The organism is Burkholderia sp. MSMB1072 (assembly GCF_001524725.1).
Taxonomy (GTDB): Bacteria; Pseudomonadota; Gammaproteobacteria; order Burkholderiales; family Burkholderiaceae; genus Burkholderia.
In genome coordinates, this window is record NZ_LOYC01000012.1 from 145,661 (window position 1) to 157,868 (window position 12,208).

The window sequence follows — 12,208 nt, forward strand, 5'->3', positions numbered from 1 at the left end:
GCGCCACCGGCACAAGGCCTCGCCTCCGCGCTGCGTCGCGAAGCCGAACCGCACGACGGTCCGGCGCACGGCACGGTAGCGAGGCCTCGTTCAGTTGCCGGCGAGGCTGCTTTTGAGCAGGAATTCCAGCAGGTCGTCCGAGGTCGGCTCGCCCCAGGTGTCGAGCGCGAGCCATCGGAAGAAGCTGGTCTGCGCCAGCTTGCTCGCCTTCTTTTTCGGCGACAACGTCAAGTCCTTCGAACCCGCCACCGTCTCGTTGTAACGCTCGATCAGCTTGGTCTGGTCGTCGATCTCCAGTTCGCGGAAATACGCACCGGCTTCCTCGACCTTCGCCGCCAGATACTTGTCGCGAATCTGTTCCTGCTTGCTCTGCGCGGATTCCTTCGCCGGCGCGACCGTTTCGGTCCCCTGCCCATCGGCCAGCGTGTAACCGTGCGTCAAAGCCTTGCGGAAATACGCGGCCACGTTGTCGACGGGCGCCGCATTCTTCTTCGTAGTCCGATTGAGCGTATAGGCGATCGCCGCCTTGATGCGCTGCACGCCGTATTGCGTGATCAGCCGGCGCGCTTCCGAGCGCGGAATACCGAACTTCGCGACCTCGTCGACCAGCGCTTCGTTCTTGACGTCGCCGTCTTCGACCGTATCGGTACTTTCCTTGCGTGTCACCTTGAATTGCACCGCTTCCACGCTGCGGCCGGATTTGTGTTCGATCAGCTCGAGCGTGTGGTCCGATACTTCGTTCACCTCCTGGATGCACGGCACCAGCACCTTGCTCTTGAACAGCTTGTATTCCTTGTACGACTGCGATGCCTTGTCCTGACCGAGAATGAGGTCACGGAATTTCGGCAGCGGAATCTTCGCGGTGATGCCGATCCCTTCGTAGCGCACCGTGTTTTCCCACAGCGCGAGCGAGTGCGACCGCCGGAATTCGCGGGCGATCCGCATATCGATCAACGCGTAGATTTCGGGATTGAGCAGTTCGCTGCGGATCTGGTCGGAGAAGCTGTACTTCAACACCGATTGCTCGAGTTCGGCGCCGGCGAGCAGGCCCGACGCTTTCCAGACCGTCGAACGGTCCGCGGCCAGGTAGTCCCAGTTGACGACGGTACTGATCAACGAGTTGACCGTGTCCTTCACGTACTTCGTGTTGTTGCTGTTCAATCCGCTCTCGTGCGACAGCGACGCGATCGAGATCGAGAAGCTCGTCCGGCCCGGTTCGAACGCCTCCTGCCGAAGCGCGTTCTTGATCAACGAGCTGAACATCTTGCGCTGCTGCAGACCGATCTTTCCCGACTTCGGTGCGATATGAATCGCCTGGACCGCCTTGCGCAGCAAGTCGGGAGGCTCGGGTGTCTGAAACAGCGAAACCTGTTTGTCTGAGCCTTTGCTTGCGGGCTTGCGCGGCATCGTAGTGTCCGGGTAAGGTTGCCTTATTGAAAGCGGACTTTATACCTTTTCGTGCCGCGGAGCAACGTCCTCGTTCCAGCATCACTTTCACTATCCGACATAACTAGCGGATATAAAAGGGAAAACCAAGGTTGCGCGGTTTGTACAGGGCCCCATATCCGTCTACCTTTCGCTCAAAAAGTCTCCCAAAAGCCGCTACCTTTCCCGGGTGGACAGAGAAACCCGGCACAAGATTTGCCACCGCGAAGGTACCCATCCATGGGAGAAAATGAGCGGAATCGAGAGCGCCGGGAGGATGCGTGGTGCCCTGCAACACGACCGAGGTTTCTCCCATAAATTGCTACCTTCATCGATTCCCATAGGAGGCTACCCGTCAGCATCGTCGACGGAATTGTTTTTCGTCCTGACGGTAGAAAACGCTCCCATAAACGGCAACCATCTATTTTCCCCATAAAAGGTAACCTGTCCACGGCCTCGGCCCTGTCTATGGGAACGCTTCGCGGGGTCCTTGTGCAAAAGGCGCCGAATTGATCAAGACCCACTCCCATGAATGGGTACCTTCGAGGCTTCCCATAACTGGCTACCCTACGAAAATCGCTGTGCCAATATCCAACTACCGACCGAGAAAAACATCCCAGAAAAGGCTACCTTCATGGGTTCCCATAGACGACTACCCAGCGCGATCTACGGTCGATTTCCCATAACCGGATACGTTCGCCCCATATCCACAACCCTGATTCCCCATAACCCGGTACCCCAAACCCCAAATCCACAGACCTGAAACCCCATGTCCTTCCACCTGTGCTCCCATAAATGGGTACCGAACACCGCTCAAACCCTTACCCGACAAGGCTGTGAGCCGTCTAAAAGTAGTTAAAGAAGTAAACGTGGTTTACCAAAGATGTAAACACACGTGTGCTTGCACAGAAAGACGAACCCCATAAACCGCTACCAATGGGAGCCGTCTGTGGGATACCAGACGCCCGGAACGCTCGACCCAGGCTGACGCGGCCCCCGTTTGAGGCCTGTTCCTGGACGACTTCAAGCCTGACAAGACTTCCCGAAGAGGTGAGCGCCCACTCACAAATATCGAAACGTAGAAACTTATGGGAAGAAATCCCCGGATTCAGCGTAGAGGTTCCCGTTTATGGGACCCAAAAACTTGCCCGGTGGCCCTCTTGGCACCTGTGATTGACCGGCGGCATGGATCCCTTGCTTTCCTCCACTGCAGTTCGAAATCATCCCGGATTGCCTACGAGTGGTTTTTTGTACTCGCGCCGCATCGTCTGCGGACAAGTTTTTGTCGATCGCCTGTGATGCCGCTCGTCAAATTTAGCCTGTGGACTGTGCCGCGAGGAATCCGCGCCGGGCTGTTTTTCATCTCCACGCCCATCCGTTTTTCTACCTTTGGAGCCCCACCCGGGAAGTCGTGCTGTACCCGTCACAGGCAACGAGGGACTCACACGAGGCTCGAAAACGAACCGGGTGCCGAAATGCCACCGCACAGAGTGGGGCCGGCCGGGGACGATCTTGACGGGATGCATCGAGATCGTTGCGAGCCAACGTGAAGATGCCGTCGGTGCCGAAGCTCACCGTAATCGAATTCCACGATGCTCCCGGACATGCTCACCTTTCCGAAAACCGGAATCCCGTAAAAGCTCACCGATCAAGCGAAGCACAGGTATCAGCAAGCTGTGTAGATTGCCGTTCCGTCCGCCAAAGCATCATCGATGGGAGCAAACAAGAAACGATCAGCATCCCCATACGTGACGCCCGATGCGTCGGCAAGCCCGGTCGTCGCATGGGCAGACCGGCCTTCACAGAGCCATGTGCACATCCGCGAGACGAGCGCTGCTCGTTCACGATGGATTTCGGCCCATTCGTGTAATCAATCATGCGACGTCTTCACCACTCCCACAGCCCCGCCATTTTCGTCAGACCTTGCCAGTCGACAACAAGCGTTGCCTCCACAGCCAGCCTTCTGTGTCACAAGGCGGCAACGGTTGCCGGACGAATCGCCGCACGCCGCAACGACGCAACATAAGCGTGATCGCCGACGACGCGAATCGTGGTCGTTTATGGGAGGAACCGTCGTTCGAGCCGCGTCGAACGATGACGCGACGCACGGATCGACTACTGTGCGGCGATCGTGCAAGCACGACGATACCCACGTCGCGCACGAGCGTATCGATATCACCACCAGTGAAACAGCCGTCGGCGCCGCGCGTCGCCGCGTGCCCAACGATTTCCGTCATCGAACCCGCGAACCAAGGGTCTCCCATACGTGTATCCCAATTCCGTCAGCACGTTGGCGCCACATTTTTTGCGACACGGTTATGATGCTCTGGTCCTGATCGCGACATGACGACTGGTCAGGGCAGGGGCGGTATCTCGATGGTTTTCAAACCGTGATGGTCATCAAAAAAGAGAGTTCAGCGATGCGAATCCAGATCAGAAAACTCACGCTGGCTGCGACTGCAGCCGCTTTCCTGTTCGGCTCGGCCGTTCCGGCGTTTGCGCAGACCGACGCCGCCAGCGCACCGGCTGCACAGGACGCCAAGGCCGCGAAGAGCGAAGCGCGCAAGGCGGCCAGGGCCAAACGCAAGGCCGAGCACAAGGCTGCGCGTGCGAAGAACACCGCCGAGCTGAAGAAACTCGAAGACGCCGGTTACAAGCCCGCGGCCAATGATCCGAACTATCCGCAGAATCTGCAAAACGCGGAAAAGAAGGCCGGCGCCGCAGCCAGCCAGTAAGCCGGTAAGCCGGTAAGCGTCGTCCGGCGGCAAGCCACGGTTCGATCCGCGGCTTGCCGCGTGCGTCGCGGTCGCGATGCACGAAGGCAAGCACGTCCGCACGTTTACCCAATTCGATTCGGAATCCTGCCTATCGTGAAGAGGCACGGCACGACACGCATGCAGCGGCTGTCAGCGCCGCCTACCCGACGCAGTTGCGCTTCCCGTTGCCTTCAACCAGTCCTTGAACGCGCGTACGGCGTCGTCGTCCGCCCGCGCCGACGCCACATACGTGAAGTAGCGCCACGGCGGCAGCGCCGGTTCGCTGAACGGCTGAACGAGGCGGCCTTCGGCGATGTCGTCGGCCACGAGCGCGATCGGCCCCATTGCGACGCCGAGACCGTCGAGCGCGCCTTGCAGCGTCAGGTAGAAATGCTCGAGCGTGAGCGAGTGTCGCGGGACGAGATTCGGGTGCCCGGCCGCGGCGAGCCATTCCGGCCACATGCCCGGATAGGTTGCCGCGTGCAGCAGCGTGAAGCCCGCGAGATCGGCGGGCGTATCCAGCGACCGGCCCTCCAGCAACTTCGGCGCACACACCGGCAGCCGGATTTCGGACAGGAACTCTTCCGCGACGTATCCATCGATGGCCTGCGGGCCGCCGCGAACGATGAGGTCGACCTTGTCGCGCAGCTTTTCGATCGGCTCGTTCGACGTCGACAGCCGCACCTCGATAGCCGGATGCGCAACCTGGAACGACGACAGCTTGGGGACGAGCCAGCGCAGCGAGAACGTCGCGGGCGCGCTGACGCGCAGTACGCGCTGCTGTGCATGGCCGAAGTGCTGCGCGGTGGCGAGTGCGATCCGGTCGAACGAAGCGCCGACCTCGGCGAGGTACGCGCGCCCGGCCGCGGTCAGTTCGACGCGCCGGTTGTGGCGTTCGAACAGCGGCCGGCCGAGCCATGCTTCCAGTTGCTGCACATGCCGGCTGATCGCGCCGTGCGTGACGCACAGCTCGTCGGCGGCCAGCGTGAAACTGCCGAGCCGCGCGGCGGCTTCGAACGCGCGCAGCGAATTCAACGGAGGGAGTCGTCGGGCCATTGCATCGGTTCGCGTGAAATTTACTCACACGAGGGTTCAGGTTTAATCGTTTGATCGGGCGATTCGGCTACGCCAATATGGCACACAAACGGCCGACCTGGGCTGAACAAGTGTCTGAATTTCTCACATGGAGTACGGAACATGCCGAACGTGGTGGTCGTGGGCGCCCAATGGGGTGACGAAGGCAAGGGGCGCATCGTGGACTGGCTGGCCGCACAGGCCGATCTCGTCGCGCGCTACAACGGCGGCCACAACGCGGGTCACACGCTGGTCGTCGGTGGCCGCACGTACAAGCTCGCGCTGCTGCCGAGCGGCATCGTGCGCGGCAAGCGCGGCGTGATCGGCAACGGCGTGGGGCTCGACCCGGAAGCGCTGCTCGCGGAAATCGGGCGAATGGCCGCGCTCGGGTTGTCGGTCACGCCGAACAACCTGTCGATCGCGGAGAATGCGACGCTGGTGCTGCCGATTCACCGTGCGATCGATCAGGCGCAGGAGCGTTTGCGCCGCGAACCCATCGGCACCACGCTGCGCGGGATCGGGCCGGCCTACGAGGACAAGGTCGGGCGTCGCGGGCTGCGCGTCGGCGATCTCGCGGAACCGGGCGGGCTCGCGGCCAAACTCGACGTGCTCGTCGACCATCACAACGCGTGGTTCCGCGGCTTGGGGCTCGACGTGTACGATCGCGACGCGATGCTGACGACGCTGGTTGCGCTTGCACCGAAGATCCTGCCGTTCGTGCGTCCCGTCTGGGCCGACCTCAACGACGCGGCCGATCGAGGCGAGCGCATTCTGTTCGAGGGTTCGCAGGCCGTGATGCTGGACATCGACTGGGGCACGTATCCGTTCGTGACGTCGTCGGGCACCGTCGCGTCGGCCGCGGCGGCCGGCACCGGGCTCGGTGCGGCGAAGCTCGGCCACGTGCTGGGTGTCACGAAGGCGTATGCGACGCGGGTCGGCGGCGGCCCGTTCCTCACCGAGCTGACCGACGCGACCGGCGAAACGCTGCGTGCGCGCGGACAGGAGTTCGGCGTCAATACCGGCCGGCCGCGACGCTGCGGATGGCTCGATGCCGCGCAATTGCGTCAGGCCGTGAGGGTCTCGGGCATCGATTCGCTGGCGCTCACCAAGCTCGACGTGCTCGACGGCTTCGAGTCGATCGAGCTGTGCGTCGGTTACGAATTCGACGGCGTGCGTGTCGACCATCTGCCCGCGAGCCTCGACGCGCAGTCGCGCGCGAAGCCGCTCTACGAACGGTTCGAAGGCTGGCAAGGCTCCGTGAAGGGCGTGCGCGAGCGTGCGGCGCTGCCCCGAGCCGCGCAGGACTTCATCGCGCGCATCGAAGCGGTGGCGGGCGCGCCGGTTTCGATGATCACGACCGGCGCGGAGCGCGACGATACGATCGTGTTGTGCAATCCGTTCGATGCGGCGGGCGCCGCGTAACGCGCGAGAGACGCGAAGGGCGCCGAGGGGCTCATGGTCGGCGGGTGGTTTTTGCCGACCGCTTCCGTTGGCTGTCGGCACCTTCGATACGCATGTACGCGCGGCTCGGCGGCACGATTCCGCATCCGGATCGTGCCGCATACGGCGAACTGGACACGCCTGCAACGCTGCTGTACTGTTCCGCACGATTCGCGCCAGACCGGCGTGTGCCGGCGGCACGGTGGCGCGACGTGACAATCCCGGGGACAGGTCGATGGACACGTTACAGATGATGCGCATTTTCGTCCGGGTCGCGGAGGAGGGCAGCTTCACGAGCGCGGCCCAGCGCCTGGACATCACGACGGCCTATGCGTCGCGCTCGGTCGCGCAACTCGAAACGCATCTGCGCACGCGCCTGCTCAACCGCAGCACGCGCCGCATCGCGCTGACCGACGCCGGGCAGCGCTATCTCGACCGCTGCCAGCGTATCCTCGGCTATATCGACGAAGCGGAAGCCGAGGCGGCCGATGCACAGGCGAAGCCGTCCGGACGGCTGCACGTTCACGCGACGACGAGCTTCGGCCAGTCTTACGTGGTGCCCGCGGTCGTGCGCTACCGTGAGCGCTATCCGTCGGTCGCGGTCGAGCTGACGCTGTCGCAGCACGTGCCCGACATCATCGACGAAGGCTACGACGTGTCGCTGCAGCTGAGCACGACGGAGCTGCCCGATTCCGGGCTGGTGTCGCAGCGGCTCGGCGACGTGGGCAGCGTGTTGTGCGCGTCGCCTGCCTATCTGAAGACGCGCGGCACGCCGCGCACGGTGAGCGATCTCGCCGGCCATGCGTGCCTGCAGATCGTCACGCCGCTTTTTCCGCGCGACCGCTGGCATCTCGACGGCCCGAACGGTCGCGAAACGTTCGAACTACCGGTGCCCGATTTCCAGGTGAATATCGCCGATGCGCTCGGCGCCGCTCTGCGCGCGGGGCTCGGGATCGGCTCGCTGCCGATACCGGCTGCGCTGCCCGCGCTCGCGAGCGGCGCACTGGTGCGCGTGCTGCCCGACTACCGGCTGCAGAAGCTGACGGTCTATACGTTGTATGCGTCGCGTCAGTATCTCGATGCGAAGATCCGCACGTTCGTCGATTTCCTGCGGGAATGCGTGCCCGAGCTGCTCGCCGCCGACGAGGCCGCATTGAACGCTTGCTGCCCGTCCCGTCACTCCTGATTTACACAGGGCCTGATTTACGCAAGGTCGGTATCGTGAGTACCGACCACCGTCTTCCGGTGTAATTGATTCGGAATCCTGCATTAAAATCGGGAGACGAATGTATGCGCACACGGACGGTTCCGGACAACGCTGCTCGTGCCGGCGGCAGGTCCTTATGAAAACGCTTGCTTTCGATATCGAACATCGTTGGTTCGGCGTGCGGCGGCCGCCTTTTAGAATCGGTTCGACCTGCTTCATCGCCTGCGCGCGCTCCGCTCGCGCCCAGTTCATCGAACCGAAACGACATGGCAGATCGATACTCCAGTACCCGCCGCCGGCTGCTTCATGCCGGCCTGGCAATCGCGGCAGGCGCCGCCGCCCACCCGGGCCTTGCGCTGGCCAGTTCGGCCGGCACGCGTACATTGCGCATCGGTTATCAGAAAGGGCCGCTCAGCCTGCTGAAGGCGCGCGGCACGCTGCAGGGCAAGCTCGCGACACTCGGCGTGAACGTCACGTGGACCGAATTCCCGTCGGGCCCGCCGCAACTCGAGGCGCTGAACGCGGGATCGATCGATTTCGGCGATGTCGGCGAAGCGCCGCCGATTTTCGCGCTCGCGGCCGGCGCGCCGCTCGTCTACTACGCGCAGACGCCGGCCGGTCCGGCAGCCGAAGCCGTGGTCGTCGCGAAGGATTCGCCGGTCAAGACCTTTGCCGACCTGCGCGGCAAGCGCATCGCGCTGGTGAAGGGATCGAATACGCACTTCCTGCTGGTCCGGCTGTTGCAGGCCGCGAAGCTCGGTTATACCGACGTCACGCCGGTCTGGTTGTCGCCGTCCGATGCGCGGGCCGCATTCGAGAACCGCTCGGTCGATGCGTGGATCATCTGGGATCCGTTTCTCGCGGTGGTCCAGCAGGCCTTCGGCGCGCGCATCGTCGCGGACGGTACGGGGCTCGTCGAGAACCGCGGCTACTACTTTGCATCGCGCACGTATGCGCAGCGCAATGCCGACGTGCTCGATGCGGCCGTGTCGGAACTGGCGACGATCCAGCGCTGGCTCGATGCGAACCGCGCGCAGGGCGCGGCCGAATTCTCGAAGCTATGGGGGATTCCGGAGCCGGCCGTGGCGCTCGCATTCCGCCGCGCACGCTTCGGTGTCGAGCCCGTCACCCGCGACACGCTCGCGTACCAGCAGCGCATCGCGGACGTATTCCATCAGGCCGGCATCCTGCCGAAGCGCGTCGACGTCAGCCTGGCCGCACCGCCCTCGCTCGCATGAGCCGGGAGCCGGCCCGACGATCGGGTTCGCGGTGAGCAGCGAACCCGTCGCGATATCCGTTCATGGTGCGACGCGCGACAGCGGTACCGCTTCGCCGCGCAGTCTCGCGACGTCGCGGCCCGGCGCGTCGCCGAACAGCCGCGCGTATTCGCGGCTGAACTGCGACGCGCTCACATAGCCGACGCTTCGGCACGCCTGCCGCGCGTCCATCGCCGACAGGCACATCAGGCGGCGCGCCTCCTGCAGCCGCAGCACCTTCTGGCATTGCAACGGGCTCATCGACGTGACCGCACGGAAGTGATGGTGGAAAGTCGACGGGCTCATCTCCACCCGTCGCGCGAGCGCGTCGACCGCTATCGGATCGAGGTAGTGGTCGCGAATCCATGCGACGGCGCGCGAGATCCGTTGAGTCGTCGAACCGGCGTCGCCGATCTGCGCGACGCGTGTGCCCGACGGGCCGCGCAGCAGCCGGATGAGAATTTCGTCGACGATCAGCGGTGCGAGCAGGTCGAGGTCGTCGGGCTGTGCGATCAGTTGCATCAGCCGCGCGACGGCGTCGACGATTTCGGGCGTCGCGTCGAGCGTGTCGAGCGCGCGGTAGTCGACGGTTTTCGGCAGCCCGTGCGGAAAGACCACCGGCGTGAGCGCCGCGATGCGGTGCGGATCGAGCGCGAGTTGCGCGTAAAGGAACGGCTCGGCCGGGTTTGCGCGGGTCACGCGTCCGGTCACGGGCAGGTCGGCGGTGGCGACCAGCATCCGCGATTCGTCGATCGGGTAGGTCTCGTCGCCGACCCGCATCGACTTCGCGCCTTGCCCGACGATGCTCAGGCACGCGTGGTGCACGCCGTGGTTCCACTGCGGCGACGGCGCGCAAGCGCGCGCGACGCGCATGCCGCGCAACGGGAGGTCGAACATGCCGTCGTGCGGCGCGTACGCAGCGATCAGCGCCGCGAGCCGGGCCGCGGGCGACAGAGCGCGCGTCCGAGCATCGTGATCAGGCGGGTTGCGCGGTTGCGGTGGCGTTTCGGCGTCGATTTCCATGTTGCGTAAGCGGGTGGCGGCGTGGTCGATGCAATGTGCGCGGCTGCGATCCGCTGTCGCGGTGCAGGCACGGCGGTCACATCGTACGGCCAGTTGCGTGCGCGGGATTGCCTAAACCTGTCCGAAATTAGCCCGATCATCCGGACCTGCATGGTCGGCGATCGTGCTGTCGTCGTTGCACGGTGTGCAGCGCACAAATTCGGAAATTAAGGCAAAACAATCGCAGGATCGGGCAAGCCATTTTTCGGTGGTTTCCCTACCATTGCACCTGCTGAAGGAAATGCGATTCAGCGCGCCCGGATGATGCGGGCAACATCGTCCGCGTGATGCGCGGCCGCCGCCATGCCGCGTGCGTCGCCCCGCGAATCGCCGGAAAAGACTCAGGACTGCTATTGAACGATCGTGCATCGGGCTTGCCGAGGCCGGTTTGCGTCCGTTGCAAGCCGGCCCGTGCGTGTCGCACGTGTCGGCCGACCCGGCTGAGCCGGTGTCGGTGCCGCCGCATTGGCCGGGCCGTTGGGGGCCGGCTGTGGCGCGGCGGCGGTGCAGGCATACGGGCAGTCGTTCGCGCAGGGAAATCCGGACAAATGGACCAACTTCAATCGATTCGGGCATTCGTGACGGTGGCAAGAGAAGGCGGGTTTCGCCGGGCGGCGACGCGGTTGCGCGTGTCGACGGCGATGGCGAGCCGGCTGGTCGATGCGCTCGAGACGCGCCTCGGTGCGCGCCTGCTTCAACGCAGCACGAGCCACCAGTCGCTGACGGAAATCGGCGAGCTGTATCTCGCGCGCGTCGAGCGGATTCTCGGCGCGATCGACGAGATCGACGGCCGCTTCGTCGCGATGGGCAGCAAGCCGGAAGGCGTATTGCGCGTGGCCGCGCCGGTCGCGTTCGGGCTCAGCCAGTTGAGCGCGTTGCTCGATCGCTTCGTGCACCGGTTTCCGGACGTGCGGCCGACGGTGACGCTGACCGATACCCACATCGACCTGACCGCCGAGGACATCGACGTCGCGTTCCTGACGGACGATATGCCGGTGTCCGGCGCCCATGCGCTGCATACGCTGGCCGCGTACGAATCCGTGCGGGTCGCGGCGCCAGGTTACGTCGCCGCGCACGGAGGCGCGGCTGCGTCGGGCGACTGGCCGGACATCGCGGCCGTGCGGCTGGAGCAGCCGACGGCTGTCGACGATCACGCGGCCGGGAATCGGTCCGGCGCGACGCCCGGCAATACGGGCGTCGGCCATCTCGAGATGGCGCGGCGGCTGGCCGTGGCCGGCATGGGCGCGACGGTGCTGCCCGCGTATCTCGTCGACGCCGATCTGGCGGCCGGCACGCTGGTGCGTGTTGCGCCGGCCCACCCGCTCGCGCCCGTCACGCTGAAGCTCGCGCATGCGCGCGCTGCGCGTCTGCCGGCCGCCGCTCGTGCGTTCATCGAATTCGTCGGCGCTGCGTTCCGGCCCGCGAGCCAGCGGTCTGGCTGAACCCGCGGCAACGCGAGCCCGCCGGACCGCGGGCTTGCCGTTCTTTTTCGGAAGCAGTTCGGTACACGAACGCTTCGCAGGGTGCAACGCACACCCGCAACACGCGTCCGCATCCGCGGTGGACAGGAAGCTGGAGGTCCGCCGCGCGTCAGGGCCATGAGGAGATCTGGTGATTCCCATTGAAGGTCGTCTAATTGTGAGAGGTCGCTCCATGCGCGTCGAACGGGTTCCATACCGCTTAATCACCGCCGCAACGGCTGCCGTTTTCCTGGCCGCGTGCGGGAAAAAAGAATCGGCACCGCCGCCGCCCACGCCGGAAGTCGGCGTCGTCACCGTCCAGCCGCAAGCCGTGCCGGCGGTGGCGGAACTGCCGGGCCGCACCAGTGCATTTCTCGTCGCGCAAGTGCGTGCCCGGGTCGACGGCATCGTGCTGCGCCGTGAATTCACCGAAGGCACCGACGTCAAGGCCGGCCAGCGCCTCTACAAGATCGATCCGGCGCCGTACATCGCCGCGCTGAACAGCGCGAAGGCGACGCTTGCGAAGGA

At 64.4% G+C, this 12,208-nt stretch carries 9 protein-coding genes and 1 pseudogene; 6 read left to right on the forward strand and 4 right to left on the reverse strand.

Annotated features, from left to right (window positions below; all coding sequences use genetic code 11):
- Window positions 1-90: 90 nt before the first annotated feature.
- The gene (locus tag WS89_RS07510) at window positions 91-1,407 is read right to left on the reverse strand and encodes a replication initiation protein (RefSeq protein ID WP_034208836.1); all 1,317 of its coding nucleotides are present in this window, start codon (window positions 1,405-1,407) and stop codon (window positions 91-93) included.
- Between the two features lie 1,934 nt (window positions 1,408-3,341).
- Window positions 3,342-3,689 (reverse strand): hypothetical protein, encoded by a 348-nt coding sequence (locus tag WS89_RS33655; protein WP_156440521.1) that lies wholly within the window; start codon window positions 3,687-3,689, stop codon window positions 3,342-3,344.
- Window positions 3,690-3,845: 156 nt separating this feature from the next.
- On the opposite strand from WS89_RS33655, the gene WS89_RS07515 reads away from it, so the two are divergent.
- Window positions 3,846-4,160 carry a hypothetical protein gene (locus WS89_RS07515; protein ID WP_059498804.1) on the forward strand — a complete coding sequence of 105 codons (315 nt, stop codon included), beginning with the start codon at window positions 3,846-3,848 and terminating at the stop codon, window positions 4,158-4,160.
- A gap of 171 nt (window positions 4,161-4,331) precedes the next feature.
- Here the strand turns inward: WS89_RS07515 and gcvA are convergent, their stop codons facing one another.
- Complete coding sequence (gene gcvA, locus WS89_RS07520; RefSeq protein ID WP_059790274.1) at window positions 4,332-5,237, reverse strand: transcriptional regulator GcvA; 906 nt, start codon at window positions 5,235-5,237, stop codon at window positions 4,332-4,334.
- Between the two features lie 141 nt (window positions 5,238-5,378).
- On the opposite strand from gcvA, the gene WS89_RS07525 reads away from it, so the two are divergent.
- The 3 genes from WS89_RS07525 (at window position 5,379) to WS89_RS07535 (ending at window position 9,140) form a co-directional block, all read left to right on the forward strand.
- Window positions 5,379-6,677, forward strand: a complete 1,299-nt coding sequence (locus WS89_RS07525) for an adenylosuccinate synthase (protein WP_059790276.1) — start codon at window positions 5,379-5,381, stop codon at window positions 6,675-6,677.
- 253 nt (window positions 6,678-6,930) lie between these two features.
- Window positions 6,931-7,881, forward strand: coding sequence for a LysR family transcriptional regulator (locus WS89_RS07530; RefSeq protein WP_059790278.1), 951 nt, complete (start codon window positions 6,931-6,933; stop codon window positions 7,879-7,881).
- Between the two features lie 287 nt (window positions 7,882-8,168).
- Window positions 8,169-9,140 (forward strand): aliphatic sulfonate ABC transporter substrate-binding protein, encoded by a 972-nt coding sequence (locus WS89_RS07535; RefSeq protein WP_059790280.1) that lies wholly within the window; start codon window positions 8,169-8,171, stop codon window positions 9,138-9,140.
- A gap of 60 nt (window positions 9,141-9,200) precedes the next feature.
- Here WS89_RS07535 and WS89_RS07540 read toward each other — a convergent pair whose 3' ends face one another.
- Entirely contained in the window at window positions 9,201-10,181 is a 981-nt protein-coding gene (locus WS89_RS07540; RefSeq protein ID WP_059498809.1) for an AraC family transcriptional regulator, read from the reverse strand.
- A 587-nt stretch (window positions 10,182-10,768) separates the two neighbouring features.
- Between WS89_RS07540 and WS89_RS07545 the strand changes: the two genes are divergently transcribed.
- Window positions 10,769-11,662 carry a LysR family transcriptional regulator gene (locus WS89_RS07545; protein WP_059790282.1) on the forward strand — a complete coding sequence of 298 codons (894 nt, stop codon included), beginning with the start codon at window positions 10,769-10,771 and terminating at the stop codon, window positions 11,660-11,662.
- 211 nt (window positions 11,663-11,873) lie between these two features.
- Window positions 11,874-12,208: pseudogene (locus tag WS89_RS07550) on the forward strand (biotin/lipoyl-binding protein); the annotation flags it as partial.

Bases quoted from the DNA above. Each gene is read 5' to 3' on its own strand.
- WS89_RS07510 (WP_034208836.1), bottom strand. From the start codon at position 1,407: ATGCCGCGCAAGCCCGCAAGCAAAGGCTCAGACAAACAGGTTTCGCTG.
- WS89_RS33655 (WP_156440521.1), bottom strand. From the start codon at position 3,689: ATGGGAGACCCTTGGTTCGCGGGTTCGATGACGGAAATCGTTGGGCAC.
- WS89_RS07515 (WP_059498804.1), top strand. From the start codon at position 3,846: ATGCGAATCCAGATCAGAAAACTCACGCTGGCTGCGACTGCAGCCGCT.
- gcvA (WP_059790274.1), bottom strand. From the start codon at position 5,237: ATGGCCCGACGACTCCCTCCGTTGAATTCGCTGCGCGCGTTCGAAGCC.
- WS89_RS07525 (WP_059790276.1), top strand. From the start codon at position 5,379: ATGCCGAACGTGGTGGTCGTGGGCGCCCAATGGGGTGACGAAGGCAAG.
- WS89_RS07530 (WP_059790278.1), top strand. From the start codon at position 6,931: ATGGACACGTTACAGATGATGCGCATTTTCGTCCGGGTCGCGGAGGAG.
- WS89_RS07535 (WP_059790280.1), top strand. From the start codon at position 8,169: ATGGCAGATCGATACTCCAGTACCCGCCGCCGGCTGCTTCATGCCGGC.
- WS89_RS07540 (WP_059498809.1), bottom strand. From the start codon at position 10,181: ATGGAAATCGACGCCGAAACGCCACCGCAACCGCGCAACCCGCCTGAT.
- WS89_RS07545 (WP_059790282.1), top strand. From the start codon at position 10,769: ATGGACCAACTTCAATCGATTCGGGCATTCGTGACGGTGGCAAGAGAA.